The organism is Nocardia sp. CY41 (assembly GCF_009829325.1).
In the GTDB taxonomy this organism is placed as follows: Bacteria; Actinomycetota; Actinomycetes; order Mycobacteriales; family Mycobacteriaceae; genus Nocardia.
Genome location: NZ_VUOS01000007.1, coordinates 169,641 through 186,562, shown reverse-complemented (window position 1 = coordinate 186,562; position 16,922 = coordinate 169,641). Strand labels below are relative to the sequence as shown.

Sequence of the window (16,922 nt, the reverse complement as noted above, 5' to 3'; positions counted from 1 at the left end):
CTCTCGGATCAGGGCTCAGGGATGTACACGCCGGAAACGTTGATCTGGAGCACAACTGGAGCAGTGGTGCCGACGACGTTCGTGACGTTGTAGAAGAAGCGCTCTTTGTCGAATGCCTCGATGGCGAGCGCGTTGGCGTTGTAGCGGGTGACGTTCGCCCCGAGGACCTGGGTGTGGATCACGTCCGCCGAAACCCCCGCGGCATTCCACCGCTTGACCTCGATCGTGCAGCCGCCCGGTTGAGTGATAAGCGCGAAGTGGACGTCAGTCAGCAGTGCTTCTAGACCGTCCGGCACGTTCAAAACTGGGCCGAGGAGTAGCTCGTTAACGCCGAGCCGCACCTCGGCCGAAGCCACGACGCACTCCACGGACCAGTAATGGGCGTTGTCGTAGGCGATGTCGGCTTTCTCGCCGGCGGCCGCGGCGGCGTTGGCCGCCGCCTGCGACGTCGACACCGCGATGTCCGCTGATCCCTTCGCGTTTTCGGCGATGAGACGGGTGTTGTCCAGCGGCGTCCGCACCTGGGAGTTGACCGCGCCCTGCACCCCAGTGAATGACACCTTCGCCCCACCGGTGGCGAGGGCCTGGATAGATGCCTCGTTGAGGTTCGACCCGTAGTCCGAGCCGAAAACGAACGCGTTGTCGGGGATCTCCGGGATATTGGGAGTAGTCACGGACTACTTCCCGACCGGAGAATCACCGCATCCGAGCGTGTCGAGTCCCGCCAGGATCGTGTCCGCAGCGTGTTGCCGCGCCTTCGCCTGATCCGGTGTCAGATTCGGATTCGGCGGGTTCACCTTGATGGATGTCGCGAACACCTCATAGAGAGGGCACAGAATCTCGGAGGACGTCCGCTCCTGGACTTCCCGCACCTCACGGGTGGTCGCCTCGAGTCGGAAGAACAGGTAGACGATCAGACCGATCAGGACCAGCAGAACTGCCATCCCCACCCGGTTGCGCCTGTTGTCCGCAGCGACCTTCTCGATGCGCTCGAGAACCTTCTGGGTAGTGTCGGCTCGCTGCGAGAGAGTGCCCACCTCCGAGGTCAGCGCGTCGACCGCCTCCACAAGCTTCGTCTGATCCATCACGGCTGCGGCCCTTTCTCGCGAGGCTGCTTGATCTCCGACTCCAGATCGTTGATTTGGTGCGCCAGGTCATCGAGCAGAGTCCGCAGCCGACCCACGGTTTCGTGGGTCTGCCGCAGCGTGTTCTCGATGCTGTCGTTATCACGCATGTATTTGTCCGGCATCACAGCCGCCGTCGCTCGTGCATGGTTTCGAACGCCTCCCGAATGGCGTCAGTTGCTCGCACAAGCTCCCCGGCGAGCTTGTCGTTGATGAGTTTGTTGAGTTCTCGCAACTCGATCTCGAGCCGATCACCGCGGGCGACCTCTTTGTCGTAGGCGGCGTCGGCGCGGGCGATGGCGTCATGATGCGACGCCGTGATCCGGTCGATCTCCGCCGCATGAGAGGAGACGAGGGAGTTGAACAGCTTGTAGACGGCGTAGATGCAGATCGCGGCGATCGCGCCGATGGCCCCGTACTGCAGCAGTGAGTCGGTGCCGATGGGCACCGACTCACCGTCTGCTTCGGCCGCCCATAGCTGCAGGAGCACTACCCGCGCTCACGGGGCATCCCCGCGCGAAGCTTCTCGTCCGGTGTGACCTTCGCGCGCGCCACCTCCGCGGCGGGAATCCCGAGGACGGCCGCGACGATGACGAGGATCATGTCCGCCGAGAACTGATCCACAACGCCGCGCACGACGAGGTAGCCAGCGATGCCGACCAGAACGGGCCACAGGAGAGCGCGGATGGGCTCGGTACGCAGGGTGGAAATCAGCTTGCTCATGGTCTATCCCTTCATCAGTCGCGGTCCGGGACAGGGGTGTCCGGACCTTCGGTGTCAAGCAAGGCGACGGTGTCGCGGCGGCCGGGCCAGATGATCTGGCCGTGTTCGAAGCGCTGCCGGACCTCCCCGCCGGGCAGTTCCTCTTCATCGGCAAGCGGCCAGCCGAACGGGCCGGTTTCCGAGCCACTGCGGTGCCAGCGGTCGCGGATCGCGCCGTGCACCCAGACGGGCGGCCGGTTGTCACCGTCCTTCCCATACAGCGCGCCGCCCTGGAATCCCTGCACCTCACCCTGGGGCAGCACGGTGCACTCAGTGGTCGGATAGCCGAGCGGCCCCTGCTCCCAGCCGAGTTCGGAGTACTTGCCGAACAAGCTCGCCGGGATCGCGTGGGCGCCGGTCGCGGGATGCCAGTAGATGTGGCCGTTGTCGAACTCTGCGTACCTGCCGATGCCGTCGGGGGTGGCGTTCTCACCGACTGTGCGCCGTGCGCCAAGCCACGGGGTCGCGGCCTCGACGTCGTTGATCGCGTTGGGCGGCGGGCCCGCGGGCGCGCCGGTGGCGAACTCGCACACGTCGGCCTCGAAGATGTCCCACGGGAAGTTGGGGCCGACGTCGGTGTGTGTGCCGATGCCGAGGCAGTCGGTCACGTATCGGTGGTCGGAGATTCCGGAGCGGCGCTCGTACGGTGGCGCGATGACGAGCGGGTCGTATCCGTACTTCTGAGCATCCTGCACTGCCAGCCACGCAGCGATCCGGAGGTCATCACGGATGGCCATCCATTCGTCACGTGACCATCCCGCACGACTGCCGGCGAAGCAGAGGTTGATGGTGGACGAGTTCGCGTCCAGCACCGACCAACTGGCCAGGTCGGTGTCCACCACGTCGACCACTACCCCGTCGCGGACGGTGTAGTGGTAGCTCACGCCGTTGCGGGGGTTGTTCAGGTAGTTGGCCAGGCTCTCCGCAGTGCCATTGCCTTCCTGGGTGTGGAGCAGAAAGTTCTCGATGCGCGCACCGTGGCGGGACGACGCCGAGTCGCCCATGCGGTCGAGTTCCTGATAGTCCGGCTTGGTCACCGTGATGGTCTCCCGTTCGAGTAGAGGGGCCGGCGCCACCGACCACTGGCCGTAGTCCGGCTTCAAAGCCACGTTGACGTCCACTCCCACGCCGCCGACCTTGCGTTTGTCGATCTCGATCTGATGCAGGTGCGCGGCCGGGTGGTCGTCGTTGGCGAACCCGCCGGACCAGTTGTGCTGCCAGAACCACGTCGCGACACCGTCTTCAAGCGCCCAGTTGATGCACCGGAAGTTGCCGTACATGCCGGTCCACTCCAGCCCGACCACCGACGCCCAGCCCCGCAGGAACGGCGCGATGAACTGGTTCCATTGCTCCAACGTGGGATTCGCGTCTACAGGGGCGTAGATCGGGCGCTGGTCGGGTCCGCCGGCCGCACGGTGGTAGCGCAGCGCGATCTCCGCGTGGTGGACGCCGCCGTCGTAGCCGCCGTACCAGTCCGAGGTCTCGCCCTTCCCGAACTGGTAGTTGCTGACGATCTCAAGTCCCGCGGCGCGCAGCCGATCGCAGTACTCGCGGGTGGCGGGCTTGGCGAGCATCCATTCCGCGCCCGGACGCCGGTCCGACATGTACAGGACCACCCCGCTGTATCCGGCATCCTTGATCGCCTGGGGGTCGATGAGCGCGGCGGAGAAGTCCAGCAGTTTCATGCTCACCCCTGGTGGCGTTTCAGGATTCCGGGTCGCGCCTTGTTCTTGCGCTCGGCGTAGAGCACGCGGCGGCGCTCGAGGTCGCTCGTTTTCGAGTCACGCAGGTAGGCGTTGACCTCGGTGACCGTGTGCGTAGTCGGGTCGAACTGCGGGGGCTCGTCGACGGCGTCGACCACCCGCGCGGTGCGCTGCGGTTCCTCGGGCTCGTTGATGCGGTAGCCCATATACCGGAGGCGTTCGATCTGCGCCTCCCGCTCCCGCACCGTCATCGTGGCGGGGTCCTGGATCACCACCGGCTCCGGTTCCTCTTCGTCCACCGGCACCCACGTGCCCATGGCGTTGAGCTGGTGCTGCTCACCGCGGTACGGGCGCATCACCTTCTTCGTCGCCAGGGCGGGATCCATCGGCGGGCAACCGGCTTCGGTCATATGCTTGGAGATCGCCCGCGCCAGCGCCTCCGGGAACACGATCCGGTTGCGGCCGCCGGAATCACTACCGAACCCCACCGGGATGAACTGCAGGGCCGGGAGGAACCGCTCCTCCGGGTTGTTCGGGTCGATGTCCTCGATCCGCCAGATCTTCCCCACACACGCTCCCTACGCGACGCCCAGATCGCGGGCGATTGACATGACCTCTTGCAACATCTCGAGCGCCTTCATCACCGGGTCTTCAGGTTCGCGGTGGCCGACGGTGATGTCCCAGTGCGGGGTGGTTTTGCGGTCCCACCACAGGACGAGTTCGGTGATGCGGTCGACGTACACCTTCCCGGGCGGGCCCCAGTCCTGGACGGTGGTGCCGATGCGGGTGCCGAGCCACGCGTTGCCCTTGCCGCGCTGCCCGATCCGCAGGTTTTCCACGCCGTCGGCGACAGTGACCGAGTGGGTGGTTTGCTCCCTCGTCCGCCACATGCCCGTGCGGAGTGCGATGAGAGCGGACAGCGTGTAGGCGCGGTCGCTGCCCTCACACCAGGTTTCGAGGTAGTGCGACCACCCCAACCTTTGGGCTCGAGGTATGTCCTGCCACTTCATGAACGCCAGGAAGACGTCGGTGTACAGGGGTTTCAGCAGGGCGTCAACCATGCCGCCAATGGGCGGGACGAACAAAGCTGCGGCGATCAGATCGCCCAGCATGTTCACCGTGTTGTGGTTCCAAACACCCTGTGCCGCATAGTTTTTCAGACCCGGAACGGTCATGTCGTAGTAGTCGGCGGTGCCGAGCGGGCGGATCTCCACCACCTCGCGGAAGATCAGAGACCTGGTTTCCGGGAGGTTTTGGTACTCGTCGTCGTCGATCTCTCGGGACCGCTGGTCGAACTCGCCATCCGGCGGCCCGGTGAGGTCCACTGTGGCAATCGCCGTACCGACCTCCACCTCGACAGCCCGCTTCCATCCCTCGCGCGAGAGGAACCGGTGCAGGTTGGTCGTCTTGATGGATCGGCCGTCGTCGAGCACGTACTCGAATAGCTCTGCTTGCCCCTTCAGGAAGGCCCTCGATGCCGTGGCAGCGACGCGCCGCCCGTCCGGGGTCAGAGCCCAGACCCTGAAGGGCCCGCCACGAGCAGCCAGTACGTCGATCCGCTCGTCCCCGTCGGGACCATGAATGATGGTCTCACCTGCGACGCAGGCTGAGATCAGCTCGTTCACGCCCGGCATCGAGTGTCCGCCGGTGACGAACTCGGTGTCTGTCGCGGGCTTCCAGTGGAACTCGTTGGACTTGATCCCGGTGCGGTCGCCGTCGCGCAGGATGATGCCCGGAGCCCGGGGGTTGGTGCCCCTGTACCCGGGTTCGGAGTACTCCGGCGGGAAGGTGGGGTCGTCGATGACGTTGACGCCCTGCGTCATGCCGTCGGCCCCGATGCCGGTGAACCCACGTACCAGGCCGCTGAACAGGTCACCGCCGAGGTTGGTTTCCTGGAAAGCGCCCGAGTTGTCGACCAGGTCCCACACCAGCGTTCCGGGACGCAGGTTAGCGCCCGGCCATGGATCGGGGTCGCCTTCGAGGTAGCGCCGCGGCTCCCACGTCAGCTGCGCGTCGGCGACGATGCGCTTGCTGACGTCGTGCATGTACTTGAACCGGGAGTGGACGATGGCGAACTGACTGGAGTCGCCGCCGATCGGGTCAGGTGCGACGACCTGCGACCAGGTGGACTGGTCGAGGTTGAGCCACTGCGACGGGTCCATCGGGTCGTCCGGCAGCGTCCACAGGTTCGCCTCGAGCCGCAGGATGTTCAGGAACAGCGTGAGCTTCAGCGCCCACTTCGCGGGCCCGAACAGGATCCACAACCGCGGGAACTGGATCTCCGGCGGCAGGAACGGATTCGAGTACGCCAGAATGTGCTTGAGGTGCTCGTAATCCGACTTGAACGTGGCCTTGACGATCCGTTGTCCGTCTTCGTCCTTGCGCTGCGACAGGTCGTCGAGCATCCCGCCCCAACGTGCGCCGTCCTTGTCGACGGTGATGTGGACGTTGGCGGTGGAGCGGCCGTCGTGGTCGGTCAGCCACCGCGACAGGTAGTAGCGGGACGGGAGTTCGATCGTGCCGACGCCGGTTTCGTTCTCTGGCAGCGTGAACTTCGCGGAGATCTCGTTGTGGACCTCGCCGATGAAATTCCAGTTGCCGTCCCACAGCCGCACCAGCGGCCGCTTGATCCGGCGTTCCTGGTCCTTGCGCAGGTTCTCGACGATCTCGCCGAATACGGCGTCGAAGTCGATCGTTTCGACAGAGGTCATCGCTTACTCCAGACCCCACGGGCGCGGCCACGGCCGCGGGCAGATCACCTGGATTCCGGTCCCCGCCGGGGCGCCGGAAACCGTGACGGGAACTTGAGTGCGGGGCGTGTTGCCTGGGATGGGGTAGTTGAACCTGACGCCGTTCATGCGCTGCGGGTACTCGGTCTTCAGCGCGGTGTTGAACTGGCCGTTGAACGCCATTTTGTCGGTGTCGATGTACAGGTGCTCACCCAGCATCAGCGGCGCCAGCTCGATGCGTCGGAGGGCGTCCTCTTCGGCGCGCTCGTATTCGTCGTTGCCCCACGAGTAGTCCGGGAGGGTGACCACCATGCCTTCTGCGGAAGCTTGGATCCGCCACTGCGGGTAGATCTCGTAGTCCTCCGGCAGCGGGTTGGACACCCACACGTAGCCGAGTTCGTCACCGCCACTGGTGGTGTCGGTGGTGGTGACGAACTCCGAGATCTCGGGGGTGCCGATCCACCGCGGGTAGGCACCGATGAGCGGCAGCAGCACCTTCCCGTACTGCTCGGAGATCGGGTCGTTGACCGCCTTGATCTTCACCTTCCCGCCCAATCGCACGGGAAGATGCCGCGCCGAATCCTGGGTGATTACCCACAGTTTCGAGTCCCGCTTAGCCGAGAGGCCTTTGCGGAACTCCGAATCCACATGGCGCCACGGCCGATCCTTCGTGCCGAAGATATGCACGGCCAAGATGAAGTCGTAGTGGTCCTCGCGGAGTCCGCCGAAGGTGGAGCCGACCTGGAAGGCTGTGGAGTTGTAGATGGCGGTGAACGGCGCGTCGTACATGCCGTCGAAGTCGGTGCCTTCTTCCTCGTCGGCGAGGCACACGTTTTGATCCCATTGACCCGGACCGGCGAGGGTCCACCGGCGGCCGTTGGGTTCTTCGAGTTCGACGAGTACGTCCTCGGGTGGTTCGATCATATGCGCGGCACCCACGCCCGAGCCCGGTCCTGCTGCTCGATCCGCTGCATCCGCAGCGCCCGGTTGAACTCCCCTTCAGACATCCCCGTGTGCAGGTTCTCGATCACCATCCGGTTGTCGATCGTCTGTGTCTGGGCTGGGCGAGCGGTGGCCGCGGCGCGCAACTGAGCCCCGTTGAGCACCCATTCCGTTTCGCCGGAGGTGTTGATGGCGGCCATACCGTGCGGCAGCGGTCCGCCTTGGTCGCGGATCACCGCGGGGATACGTAGGGTTTTCATCATCTCCTCGAGCCAGTTCGCGGTGCCGGGGACGACGGGGCCTTGCTTGGCCAGTTCGTCCTGGCTGGGGTTGGCCGGGGAAGGCTTCTTCTTGTCCTTCTCCTTCTGCGCCTTCTGGAACTGGTCAGCCGCGATGCCGATGGCGGCACCGGTGACGCCCTTGATGTCCCCACCAAGGCCGACGACGTTCAAGACGTCGGACAGCTGTCCGGTAACGAACGCCTTTGCGGCATCGCCCAGCAGTTCGACAGGGCTGCTGTAGTCGCTGCCGGATCCGCTCGCGCCCTTGGTTTCTTCGCGCTGCTTCTTCTGCTCGGCGACGAGCGCGTTCATCGCCTTCCGTAGGTCGAGGTCCGCTGCGCGACGGTCGTCGTCGGTGGCTTCCGGGTCGTCGTAGACGAGGTCCCGGTCCTCTTGGGCGCGGCGGATCGCCATCTGCAGCTCTTCGAGGCGGATCTGGTCGTCGGACAGCTCACCTTCCAGTGGCGGCGCCTCCGGCACGGGTCCGCTGGTGGTGTTGGCCTGCTCCTTCTTGCGTTCCAGCTCCTGCACCCGGAACTCCGCGCGTTGCACGTCGATCTGGGCTTGCCGCTTGTCGTCGGCGGACTTCTTCGGGTCCTTCAGCTCCTCGTCGCGCTGAGTCTTGGCCTTGTTCAGGCTGATCCGCGCGGACTCCAGCTCCAGGTCGTCACCGGCGTCCCAGGTGGGTTTCTTCTCCGTGGACCGCGACCGCGAGCTGACACCGCTTCCGGCGCTCGTGCCGGGCGGGTTGAACGAGGAGACGGGCAGGTAGTACTTCAGCGGCAGATTGCCGCTCGTGGCCGACTGCGCCCCGGATCCGACTCGCACGCCGTTGGCCCCCGACTCCAACGGCGTACCGGCCAGCAGGCCAGCCATGTGCGAGTATTGGCCGCCGCCGCCGCGGTAGATACCCACCGACAGGCCGCGGCCGGACGGGTCCAGGCCGGAGCGGAACCCGAGGGCGGGGAAGTTGCTCTCGGTGGTGAACCAGCGGGTGAACGGGTCCAAACCCTTCAGCAAGGCGTAGGCGGCGGAGATGAACCCGGAGCAGTCCCACGAGGGATTGCCGACGCCGCCGTACTGGTACGCCTTGCCGGACTGGCCGCGCAGGAAGTTCATGGCGCGGTTGAGCGCGACGCCGCCGTCGGCCATTGGGGTGACAGCCATGCCGAACATGCCGGCGACCTGCCCGAGGATATTCACCGACCGGGACCGCTTCGACGGCGCTAACGGGATGAACGCCTCACCACCGGTTTCTGGCTCGGCCCACTGGTACAGCCGTGACTGCGGGGCCTGGATCGTCGCCTGAGACGGCAGCGGCCCAGAGAGCCCACCTTCAGCGCGAGGCGCGATGGGGATGTCGTCGATGTTCTCGTGCAGCCGCTCGCGCACATTCTGTGGCAGGGAATAGCCAGAGGTGTCGTACTCCAGCTTCACCTTCTGCGTCTTCGGCGGAAGGTTCTTCGCGATCAGCTTGTCCAGCTCGGCGATCACCGCGGGCGCGTCCGGGGCGGAGATGTGCACGACACCCGGTTTGCCGTTGACCTGCTCGACCTTTGCGCCGATCTCGATCAGCCTTGCTTTGGCCTCCTCGCCCAGCAGTTCGACCGGGATGTCAGCGCCTTGTGCGTTGGTGCGCAGCAGACCCTGGATGACGATGAGCTTCTGCTCCACCGAGTCGGCGTTCTTCAAGTTCGCCAGGATCGTGATGTCCTTGGGCAGGTAGCCGAGCTGGGCGGCCATCTGCTGCACCTGGTCGGCGGTCAACCCGGCGGAGCGGGCGAGGTCGGCGAACTGCTGGTCGTTCTTCGCCAGGATCGGGCCCATGTCGACGCCAGCTTCCGCGGCGGTGATCGTGACATCCCGGATCCGCATCAGGGCGTCCATGAGCCGTTGACCGTTGGAGGTGGCGGTGTTGACCTGCCCGTTCTGCCCGATCAGCGCGGCGCCGAAGCCCTGAGAGGCGTCCCACGCCTCGGAGGTGGCTTGCGCGGTGTCGCGGACAGCCTGGTTGTACTTGCTCAGCGCCTCCTGTGCGGCGATCGGCTTGCCCGACAGTACGTCCAGCGCGGTCTTCATCGCGTCGATCCGGTCGGCCGCCGAGGACGACGCATCCGACAGGACCTTCACCGCCTGGGTGAGGGTCGCGAACCCGGGCGTGGTGTTGCGCGCGACCTCCTGGGTCTTGACGATCTCGTCGCGCATCGCCTGCAGCTCGGAGAGGGCGAACCGGCCGTGGGTGCCCATCGTCCGCAGCTTCGCCGCCAGATCGTTGAACTTGCTGGTGTCGGCGAGGGTTTCGGCGAGTTGCTGGTCGGACAGCTTCAGGTCATCGATGACCTTCTTCGCGCCCTCCCACTGCTCGGCGTACCACTGCTTGTTGCGGGCGGAGTCCATCCACGGCGGGGTGAAGTTCCGCTCCAGGAATCCGGGCTTGAAGTTCGCCGCGTCGTCCAGCGACTTCTTCATGATCCCGACCTGCGCGGTCACGTTCGAGATAGCCTGGGCGTCGAACGCGCCCCCGTTCAGGGCGAACAGTTCGGCGAGTTCGCTACGGGTAGCCCCGATCTCACGGAGGGCGGCCTGCATCGCCTTGGCGTGGTCCTCGCCCTTCTTCATCTCGTTCCACAGCTGGAACAGCGCAGCGCCGGCGGCGACGACAGCGACCACCCACGGGCCGCCGAGCAGGCTGACCACACTGCCCGCGGCCGAGCGCACACCAGTCGCCGCGGCGGCGATCGTGCCCTGGGTGCGCGCGAACACCGAAGCACTGGCTGCGGTGTTCATGAACGCACCCTGCATCCGCGTCACCACGGGCACCGTCGTGCCGAGCTGCTGCACCGCGGAACCGAAGCGGCCCATGGCCACAGAACCCATCCCGGCCACGGTCGTGACACCGCCGGTCGCGGTCGCCACCGCGCGGGCCTGGGTGACGAAGCTGCCAAGCGCTGCCGTGGTGGTCGTTGCGGCAGTGGTGAGGGCGGCGCCGAGAGCAGTGGTGCGGAACAGGATCACCGCCGCAGTGGCCGCCTGCACCGGGCCGGGGAGGTCAGCGAACCACTTCACGACCGGTGCGATAGCGCGCCCGGCGTCGACCGCAGCGTCAGCGGCCCCGTGCAGTCCGGCCACAACCTTCGGGGTTGCCGCGGCGATGTTTTCGGCCGCGCCCTTGGCGAACTGCTCCATGGGGCCTTTGACGAGGTCGTACACCTCGAGGGCCAGGTTTTCGGCGGCGTTCTGCGCCATCTGCATCGCGCCGGGCAGGCCCTGCATCTTCGCTGCGGCGACTTCGGCGGCGGAGCCCTGCTTGCTCATGGCGTTGTGCATCTGGTCGAAGCCGCTGGCACCCTTTTCCGCGGCGATGGCCGCCAGACGCATCGCATCCGAGCCGAACAGGGTCGCTGTCGCGGCCTGATACATCTCGGGCGTCATCTTCTCGGCGGCGGCGTCCAGCTGCACGAACAGGTTCCGCAGCCCGGTGAACTGGCCCTTGTTGTCGTAGATCGTCAGGCCGAGTTGCTTGATCGATTCCTGGGCGGGCTTGCCGGTGTCGGTGAGGGCCAACAGTGCGGACTTGAGCAGGGTACCGGCGTCGGAGCCTTGGATGCCGCTGTTGGCGAAAAGGCCGAGCGCTGTGGCGGTGTCCTCGACCGTGAGCCCGAATTGGTGGGCGACCGCGGCACCGGCTTGCAGGCCGTAGGCGACGTCCTTGATTTCCGCGCTGGAAGCGTTGGCGGTGTTGGCGAGCACGTCGGCGACACGAGTGGCCTCCGACGCACCGAGGCCGAACGCCTGCAGCGCCTGGCTCTGGATCGTCGCCGCCTCAGCGGCCTTGATCTGCGCGGCCGCCGCCAGCTGCAGCGAGCCCTTCGCGGCGTCCATGGACTGCTGGACGTTGAACCCGCCCTTGGCAAGCTCTGCCATGGCCGCGGCGGCATCGTTGGCGGACGTGCCGGGCAGGGTGACGTCGTTACCGAGCTGCTTGGCGCGCTCGGAGACCCTCGCCATCTCGTCGGCAGTCGCACCCGCGACCGCCTTCATGGTGTTCATCGAGGTGGTGAACTCGTTGCCGACCTCGATCACCTTGCCGAACGCGGCAGCCGCCCCACCGATGGCCAGCCCGAGGCTCGCGCCGATCGCCCCCGCCACACCGACCGCGGGTTGCAGTCCTGCGCGCATCTCGGGGACGAAACGCCGCAGATCGGGTGCTACGAGGATGTCGATGCGGCCACCGGCCATGGGCTCACCTCCCCGCTTCTGCGCGTGACCTGTTCAGCAGGTCGAGCTTCGATTGCTTGGGTTCCGGGATCTGGTAGGGCTTCTGCGCGGCCCGGTACCGTTCGACGAGTTCCGCGGTGATCTCCGGGGCGCGTTGCGCCACCGGCGCGTAGATCGGCATCGAGGGCGGTTTGATGCCGTGCTTCTTGCGCAGCGCCCGCTCCCGCGCGATCTCGGGGTCGTCGGGGTCGGTGACGCCGGAGACGTACTCGAATCCGACTTCGAAGTCCACGCGGTCGACCAGCATGGCGAGGTTTTCGGAGTCCCTCGCCGCTTGCTGGTCGCGGGCTTCGGCGTCCTCGATCAGAGCCGCGACGTCCGTGTATGGCATGGTCGCGAGCGCAACCCGGAGGTTTACTCCGTGGTGGCGGTGGACTCTTGCGAAGGTTGCGCCCCAGCGGGATTCATCCCGAAGCCCGGCGAGGGCGCGAGCAGGTTTCCCTCGTACAGCTCGCTCAGGTTGATGAGCTTGTTGAGCACCCGCGACGCGAAGTCCGGCGTCATCTCACCGATCACCTGCCACAGCGCCGAGCCGTTGGTGGTGATGAGGTTCAGCAGGTCCTCGAACTTCGTCTCCCCGACCAGGCGGTGGAACTCCACCGCCTGATCGCCGGAGAACCCGCGCAGCACATCGCATTCGACCTTGCCGACCTTGATCGGCACCGGCGGTTTCTCCTGGGTGCCGAACTCGGCGAGGATGTCCACCGGCTCTGGTGCGGGTACGGCCGCCAGCTTCGGGCGGCGGGCAGCCGCGGGCGCGGTACGCCGCGCGGCTGCCTTCCTCGGTGCGGTAGCTGCCATCAGGCGGCGCTCACCGTCACTTCACCGGCGGGGGTGAGCGACGCGCCCGTGGACGACAGGGTTCCGGGCACCGTGATGGTGATGTTGTAGTTGCCCGGCGTGCCGGTCACGGTGACGTTGCCGCTGCCGATGGTGGACAGCGCGGCCAGTGCCGACTGCACGGCGCTGGTGGCCGCGTTGTAGGCGATGCCGCTCGCGGTCTGGCCGTTGAACGTCAGCGGGAACGTACCGGCCGTGGTGCCCGCCGGGACGGTCACGGTGTAGGCGACCTGCAGCGGGTTGAACGAGGTCAGCGGAACGAACGGCTCCAACGCGAGCAGCTCGAACTCGAACCCGTCCAGCTCTTCCTGGCCGAAGGTCCGCGGCGGCGGGGTGGTCAGGGTGACCCGCGGCGACCAGAACACCTGGTTCGCGGCCTCGTCACGCAAGGCCAGCAGAACAGCGAAGTCCTCATCGTCGCCGGCGTTCCACCGGAACACCCCCGGGGAGAGTTCGGAGATCGAGCCGCCCTGCAGGGTGGTCAGCGCGGTCGCGACCGAGAAGTCCACCGCCCGCAGCTTGACTCGCTCCTCCGACGGCGACTTGATCACCTTGTACGGGGCGAGGCGCCGGTTCCACACCCGCTTCGGGGTGACGTCCCGAGTCGGGGTCAGCTCGAAACCGGCCTCGATACCGCCGAACGCATCCCAGTTCACCGAACCGGTGACCGGGGCGGTGGCGAACGGGTCGGTGGGGATGCCGGTGCCGGCCGGTGCGCGGTAGGCGTCACCGTCCAGCCACACGTAGGCCTTGTCAGGATCGGCGTGAGTGCTCACGTTTCCTCCATTACTGGGATGTGCTCAAGAGAGCGAGAGTTCAGGTACGGGGGGCGCGCACGTGGACCTCGAAGCGCACCGTTGCGCGGAACAGCGGTTGGTCTGCGCCGCGGGTCTTGTCCACGCTGGTGATCGGGCCATCGGTCCAGCGCGCTTTCCAGGTGGATCCTCGGAACTCCTGCGCTCTGGCTCTGCCGAGCAACTGGCCCGCCATCGCGGCGATATCCCAGGCGAGTTCTTCGGGGTCGGTGAGGCCGCCGAGGATCTCGATCTTCGGCACCCACGCGTCGAGTTGGATCATCGGCGACCGCAGCAGCGGGTCCACGCCCACATTCCCGGGTGCCCGGATCGTCGCGAACGGCCCGCCAATCGAATCCGGCACATCGCGTGTCGTCAACGATTCAGCGGGAAGAAGTTCGGTGAACGACGGTTGCGCGATCAGGAACACGCGGATCGCGCCGGGCATGAACGGCAGCGGGGCGGTCGTCATAGCCCGGTGTTGCGGCGGAACGCGCCGCGGTCGTTGTAGCGGGCCAGCGTCCGCGCGGCATCGGTGAGGATGGCGTGCGCGGGCGTGTCGACGGTGCCGAACTCCTTGTAGAAGGCGTCCGGGTCGTTGTCGACGAGGAACACCTTGTCGCCGTCCACCTCGACATCCACGCCGTCGCGGTAGGCGCCGGACACCACCGGCGCGATCTGGCGTGCCTTCGCGGCAGCCTGGTGCGCCATGGTGATGCGGTCCGGTGTCGACCCGCGTCGGGCTTCCCGGTAGGTCTGCGCCTCGAAGATCTCCAGCCGGGCCCGGCCGCCTCCGACGAAGTTGCTACTGGGCATCCGTCTTCAACGTGACGGTGCGGGCCTTCGGCTTGGCCTCTTCGGGCTTCGCCTCCTCGGGCTCGCTGCGCTCGGCGGGCTTCGCCTCGTCGCGGTCGCGGTATGCCTTGGAGTGCTCGTCGGCGTAGTTCTTCACGCCGTGCGAGTCGGTCCAGGACTTGATCATGATGGCTCCCTCATGTCGCTGGAGTGCCGCACGATGGCGGCGATGTAGGCAGGGCGGCGAGACCCGATCGCGGGCCGGCGGGTCCGCGGTGTGCCCTGCACGGTGACGGTGTCGTTGACGGCCACCAGATCCGACACCGAGGCGGGACCGTCGAACCGCCACACGTCCCGGCGCGTAGTCCCGCCCGGCAGGCCGGGCTCGAGCAGTAGGGTCAATCGCTGACCCACATGCCCGTCTTCGAACTCGTCCACCGTCGGGTCGGTGATGATCCGCTGCTGAAGCAGCCCGAACCACGGAATCTCGGTTGGGGTGCCGGGGATCCGGTTACCGGTCACCGGGTCCTGGGTGACCGGCCCCGGACGCAGCAGAGTCCAACGCTCGGGCAGTCTCACGGCCCAACCCGGATGGTGAACGCGTCACCGGTGTCAGCGGTGTCGATCAGGTCCGCGATGTCCTCGTCGGTGATGTACACCAGGCGCCCGGAATCGCTCGCGGACGCGTATTCGGTGGACCACTCCGGGTATTCGACGCGTTTCACGCCGAGCCCGCGGCGCAGCGTGTCCAAGGAGCGAATGACGATCACCGCACCGACACCCTTGACCAGATCAGGATCGAGGGTGCCGGCGGCGATCCGCTCATCGAGCCCGGAGACACGGTTGCGCAGCTTCGCTGAGACGAGCGTGATCAACCGATTCACCTGAGTGACTTCGGCTCCCTCGTACGTCTCGCCGGAGATCGCCTGGACGTCGGCCGGCTCAAGCAGGGGTGTCGCCATTGCCCTGTTCGGTGGCAAGTTGGATCGCGGCGAGGATGTCGGCCTTCTTCGTCGCGTCGCCGAGGTCGATGTCGTTGGACTTCGCGAACGCCTGCAGCTGCGCGACCGTCCACGACTCCGACGGTTCGCCCTCGAGCTCAGGCTCCGCGTCGGGCTCGTCGGCCCATACGCCCGGGTTGGTGATCTTCTTGACCGCCCAACCCGGGACCGTGTCGTTCGGGCCGAACACGTGCGAGGTGCCGTCGTCGTTGTGGACGTGCACGAACGTGTTGAGCTTCTTCATCACAGGACCTTCGCGATGAACGTGGCGTTGGCGTTCAGCAACATCGGCAGGCCGATACCGCTCGCCTTGGTCCAGCGCGCCACCGGGTCGTTGTCGATGTAGGAGCCGACCACGATGCCCGGTGCCTGGTTGGCGTCGATACCGTACTCCGGCTCGATCGCCTCCGCGGTGGTGCCCCACAGGGTCTCACCGATCTTCGACGAACCGACGTACAGGATCCGGTCGTCCGGGATCAGGCGTGTGGCGTTGCCGTTGGCGTCCTCCACCTGCGCGTCGAAGATCTCGAACGCGGGGTGACCGAAGCTGGTGAACAGCGCGTTGACCTGCTCGCGGGTGACGATGCCCTGCGTCGATCCCGGGGGCAGCGCGTAGGCGCGGATCTTGTCGTTACGCATCAGCGTCGACATCACCCGCTGGGAGGTGATCGCCCGAACCGGGTTGCCGGAGTTCGTCACCCGGAAGGTGGAGAACCACGACTCCTGGTCGGAGATCGGGTCCGCCGCGCCAGCGCCGGTGACGTTCCACAGGGTCGACGCGGTCACGGTGTGGCCGGCCAGCCGCTGGAAGTCCGCGACGAGGTCCAGGCCGTTCTCGGCGAGGGTGACCTTGCCGTTCACCAGGGCGTCGGCCTTGGCCATGATAATGCGGGTCCGCAGCGCCTGCGCCAGTTCCACGCCATCGTTGAAGATGAGGTCGCGGATCTGGGTGTCGGCCTTGCGCAACCGCAGCCGGTCGTATTCACCGAGGCGCCGCTTCTCCGACAGCGGGGGCAACTCACCGGAGATCCGGGTCACGCCCTTACGGCCGGTGATGGGGGCCTCAGTGTCCCAGCTGCGGAACCGACCGGCGCGCCGCAGGCCCTGCTGGGTGATGTTCGCCCGGAACTCGACGTCGTCGACCATCGTGTCCGGCAGCAAGTTGTCGATCAGCGACAGGTCGTTGATCGGCTGATCCGCCAGTGCCGTACGCACGTAGCCTGTCAGCTCGGCGGGGGTGACGTAATCAGAGTTGATGACGAGTGCCATTGGTTACGCCTCCTCTCAGAAGTAGCTGACGGCCACGGCCGTTGCCTGGCCTGCAGCGTTGGGCGGGTTGGGAACCTTCGCGGCGTAGACGGCGCCGTGCCACAACAGGGCACCGGCGACCTTGGTCGCGCCCGCAGGGACACGCACCGCGGTCAGCAGATGGCCGGCGATGCCTTCGGTGTCGCCGTTGCTGCGCTTGCCGTACTTGCCGGTGCCGAGCAGACGCAGGGTCCATCCGGACTTCAGGTAGCCGTCGGAGTAGTCACCGGCGACGAAGGTGGACAGGTCGAGGGTGATCGTGCGGGCACGATCGGTACCCTCGGCCGACGCCAGCCACGACTGATCGTCCTGGCCGAACGTTTCGGTCTTGAGATTCAGGTCCATTACTCCCCTCCTTTACTGGG

General features: G+C 66.5%; 21 protein-coding genes. All 21 read right to left on the bottom strand.

Translation table 11 applies throughout. The features are described from left to right. Nucleotides 1-8 precede the first annotated feature (8 nt). From GVY64_RS09990 to GVY64_RS09890, 21 genes are read right to left on the bottom strand one after another with little or no spacing between them, the layout of a single operon-like run. Nucleotides 9-674, bottom strand: a complete 666-nt coding sequence (locus tag GVY64_RS09990) for a hypothetical protein (protein WP_159840225.1) — start codon at nucleotides 672-674, stop codon at nucleotides 9-11. Between the two features lie 3 nt (nucleotides 675-677). Beyond that, nucleotides 678-1,085: a hypothetical protein gene (locus GVY64_RS09985; RefSeq protein WP_159840224.1), complete on the bottom strand. Its 408-nt coding sequence runs from the start codon at nucleotides 1,083-1,085 to the stop codon at nucleotides 678-680. Further along, the gene (locus tag GVY64_RS09980; RefSeq protein WP_157227452.1) at nucleotides 1,085-1,249 is read right to left on the bottom strand and encodes a hypothetical protein; all 165 of its coding nucleotides are present in this window, start codon (nucleotides 1,247-1,249) and stop codon (nucleotides 1,085-1,087) included. Before GVY64_RS09980 ends, GVY64_RS09985 begins: the two co-directional genes overlap by 1 nt. Continuing rightward, nucleotides 1,249-1,572, bottom strand: coding sequence for a hypothetical protein (locus GVY64_RS09975; RefSeq protein WP_159840223.1), 324 nt, complete (start codon nucleotides 1,570-1,572; stop codon nucleotides 1,249-1,251). The genes GVY64_RS09980 and GVY64_RS09975 overlap by 1 nt, the downstream gene beginning before the upstream one ends. A 41-nt stretch (nucleotides 1,573-1,613) precedes the next feature. After that, nucleotides 1,614-1,847, bottom strand: a complete 234-nt coding sequence (locus GVY64_RS09970; protein ID WP_159840222.1) for a hypothetical protein — start codon at nucleotides 1,845-1,847, stop codon at nucleotides 1,614-1,616. A gap of 14 nt (nucleotides 1,848-1,861) precedes the next feature. Then, a complete protein-coding gene (locus GVY64_RS09965; protein WP_159840221.1) occupies nucleotides 1,862-3,571 on the bottom strand; it encodes a glycoside hydrolase domain-containing protein in 1,710 nt (569 codons plus the stop codon). 2 nt (nucleotides 3,572-3,573) lie between these two features. Then, nucleotides 3,574-4,158, bottom strand: a complete 585-nt coding sequence (locus GVY64_RS09960) for a phage gene 29 protein family protein (protein WP_159840220.1) — start codon at nucleotides 4,156-4,158, stop codon at nucleotides 3,574-3,576. A 9-nt stretch (nucleotides 4,159-4,167) separates the two neighbouring features. Further along, the gene (locus tag GVY64_RS09955) at nucleotides 4,168-6,300 is read right to left on the bottom strand and encodes a Gp37-like protein (protein ID WP_159840219.1); all 2,133 of its coding nucleotides are present in this window, start codon (nucleotides 6,298-6,300) and stop codon (nucleotides 4,168-4,170) included. A 3-nt stretch (nucleotides 6,301-6,303) separates the two neighbouring features. Then, a complete protein-coding gene (locus GVY64_RS09950) occupies nucleotides 6,304-7,242 on the bottom strand; it encodes a phage tail protein (RefSeq protein ID WP_159840218.1) in 939 nt (312 codons plus the stop codon). Further along, entirely contained in the window at nucleotides 7,239-11,780 is a 4,542-nt protein-coding gene (locus GVY64_RS09945; RefSeq protein ID WP_159840217.1) for a phage tail tape measure protein, read from the bottom strand. Before GVY64_RS09945 ends, GVY64_RS09950 begins: the two co-directional genes overlap by 4 nt. A 4-nt stretch (nucleotides 11,781-11,784) precedes the next feature. Next, nucleotides 11,785-12,150 (bottom strand): hypothetical protein, encoded by a 366-nt coding sequence (locus tag GVY64_RS09940; protein ID WP_159840216.1) that lies wholly within the window; start codon nucleotides 12,148-12,150, stop codon nucleotides 11,785-11,787. A gap of 23 nt (nucleotides 12,151-12,173) precedes the next feature. After that, entirely contained in the window at nucleotides 12,174-12,620 is a 447-nt protein-coding gene (locus GVY64_RS09935) for a hypothetical protein (RefSeq protein ID WP_159840215.1), read from the bottom strand. Beyond that, complete coding sequence (locus tag GVY64_RS09930; RefSeq protein WP_201297959.1) at nucleotides 12,620-13,435, bottom strand: hypothetical protein; 816 nt, start codon at nucleotides 13,433-13,435, stop codon at nucleotides 12,620-12,622. The genes GVY64_RS09935 and GVY64_RS09930 overlap by 1 nt, the downstream gene beginning before the upstream one ends. Before the next feature lie 40 nt (nucleotides 13,436-13,475). After that, nucleotides 13,476-13,925 (bottom strand): hypothetical protein, encoded by a 450-nt coding sequence (locus GVY64_RS09925; RefSeq protein ID WP_159840214.1) that lies wholly within the window; start codon nucleotides 13,923-13,925, stop codon nucleotides 13,476-13,478. After that, nucleotides 13,922-14,269: an HK97 gp10 family phage protein gene (locus GVY64_RS09920; RefSeq protein WP_159840213.1), complete on the bottom strand. Its 348-nt coding sequence runs from the start codon at nucleotides 14,267-14,269 to the stop codon at nucleotides 13,922-13,924. Before GVY64_RS09920 ends, GVY64_RS09925 begins: the two co-directional genes overlap by 4 nt. Continuing rightward, nucleotides 14,259-14,435 (bottom strand): hypothetical protein, encoded by a 177-nt coding sequence (locus tag GVY64_RS09915; protein WP_159840212.1) that lies wholly within the window; start codon nucleotides 14,433-14,435, stop codon nucleotides 14,259-14,261. Before GVY64_RS09915 ends, GVY64_RS09920 begins: the two co-directional genes overlap by 11 nt. Then, complete coding sequence (locus tag GVY64_RS09910) at nucleotides 14,432-14,827, bottom strand: hypothetical protein (RefSeq protein ID WP_159840211.1); 396 nt, start codon at nucleotides 14,825-14,827, stop codon at nucleotides 14,432-14,434. Before GVY64_RS09910 ends, GVY64_RS09915 begins: the two co-directional genes overlap by 4 nt. Then, nucleotides 14,824-15,210, bottom strand: coding sequence for a hypothetical protein (locus tag GVY64_RS09905; protein WP_159840210.1), 387 nt, complete (start codon nucleotides 15,208-15,210; stop codon nucleotides 14,824-14,826). The genes GVY64_RS09910 and GVY64_RS09905 overlap by 4 nt, the downstream gene beginning before the upstream one ends. Next, complete coding sequence (locus GVY64_RS09900) at nucleotides 15,191-15,493, bottom strand: hypothetical protein (RefSeq protein ID WP_159840209.1); 303 nt, start codon at nucleotides 15,491-15,493, stop codon at nucleotides 15,191-15,193. Before GVY64_RS09900 ends, GVY64_RS09905 begins: the two co-directional genes overlap by 20 nt. Next, nucleotides 15,493-16,518 carry a major capsid protein gene (locus GVY64_RS09895; protein WP_159840208.1) on the bottom strand — a complete coding sequence of 342 codons (1,026 nt, stop codon included), beginning with the start codon at nucleotides 16,516-16,518 and terminating at the stop codon, nucleotides 15,493-15,495. Before GVY64_RS09895 ends, GVY64_RS09900 begins: the two co-directional genes overlap by 1 nt. A 15-nt stretch (nucleotides 16,519-16,533) precedes the next feature. Then, the gene (locus GVY64_RS09890) at nucleotides 16,534-16,902 is read right to left on the bottom strand and encodes a head decoration protein (protein ID WP_159840207.1); all 369 of its coding nucleotides are present in this window, start codon (nucleotides 16,900-16,902) and stop codon (nucleotides 16,534-16,536) included. Between the last annotated feature and the right edge of the window lie 20 nt (nucleotides 16,903-16,922).

Excerpts from the sequence above, each read along its gene's own strand:
- GVY64_RS09985 (WP_159840224.1), bottom strand. The coding sequence starts at position 1,085 with ATGGATCAGACGAAGCTTGTGGAGGCGGTCGACGCGCTGACCTCGGAG.
- GVY64_RS09980 (WP_157227452.1), bottom strand. The coding sequence starts at position 1,249 with ATGCCGGACAAATACATGCGTGATAACGACAGCATCGAGAACACGCTG.
- GVY64_RS09970 (WP_159840222.1), bottom strand. The coding sequence starts at position 1,847 with ATGAGCAAGCTGATTTCCACCCTGCGTACCGAGCCCATCCGCGCTCTC.
- GVY64_RS09965 (WP_159840221.1), bottom strand. The coding sequence starts at position 3,571 with ATGAAACTGCTGGACTTCTCCGCCGCGCTCATCGACCCCCAGGCGATC.
- GVY64_RS09955 (WP_159840219.1), bottom strand. The coding sequence starts at position 6,300 with ATGACCTCTGTCGAAACGATCGACTTCGACGCCGTATTCGGCGAGATC.
- GVY64_RS09950 (WP_159840218.1), bottom strand. The coding sequence starts at position 7,242 with ATGATCGAACCACCCGAGGACGTACTCGTCGAACTCGAAGAACCCAAC.
- GVY64_RS09945 (WP_159840217.1), bottom strand. The coding sequence starts at position 11,780 with ATGGCCGGTGGCCGCATCGACATCCTCGTAGCACCCGATCTGCGGCGT.
- GVY64_RS09940 (WP_159840216.1), bottom strand. The coding sequence starts at position 12,150 with ATGCCATACACGGACGTCGCGGCTCTGATCGAGGACGCCGAAGCCCGC.
- GVY64_RS09935 (WP_159840215.1), bottom strand. The coding sequence starts at position 12,620 with ATGGCAGCTACCGCACCGAGGAAGGCAGCCGCGCGGCGTACCGCGCCC.
- GVY64_RS09925 (WP_159840214.1), bottom strand. The coding sequence starts at position 13,925 with ATGACGACCGCCCCGCTGCCGTTCATGCCCGGCGCGATCCGCGTGTTC.
- GVY64_RS09920 (WP_159840213.1), bottom strand. The coding sequence starts at position 14,269 with ATGCCCAGTAGCAACTTCGTCGGAGGCGGCCGGGCCCGGCTGGAGATC.
- GVY64_RS09915 (WP_159840212.1), bottom strand. The coding sequence starts at position 14,435 with ATGATCAAGTCCTGGACCGACTCGCACGGCGTGAAGAACTACGCCGAC.
- GVY64_RS09905 (WP_159840210.1), bottom strand. The coding sequence starts at position 15,210 with ATGGCGACACCCCTGCTTGAGCCGGCCGACGTCCAGGCGATCTCCGGC.
- GVY64_RS09900 (WP_159840209.1), bottom strand. The coding sequence starts at position 15,493 with ATGAAGAAGCTCAACACGTTCGTGCACGTCCACAACGACGACGGCACC.
- GVY64_RS09895 (WP_159840208.1), bottom strand. The coding sequence starts at position 16,518 with ATGGCACTCGTCATCAACTCTGATTACGTCACCCCCGCCGAGCTGACA.
- GVY64_RS09890 (WP_159840207.1), bottom strand. The coding sequence starts at position 16,902 with ATGGACCTGAATCTCAAGACCGAAACGTTCGGCCAGGACGATCAGTCG.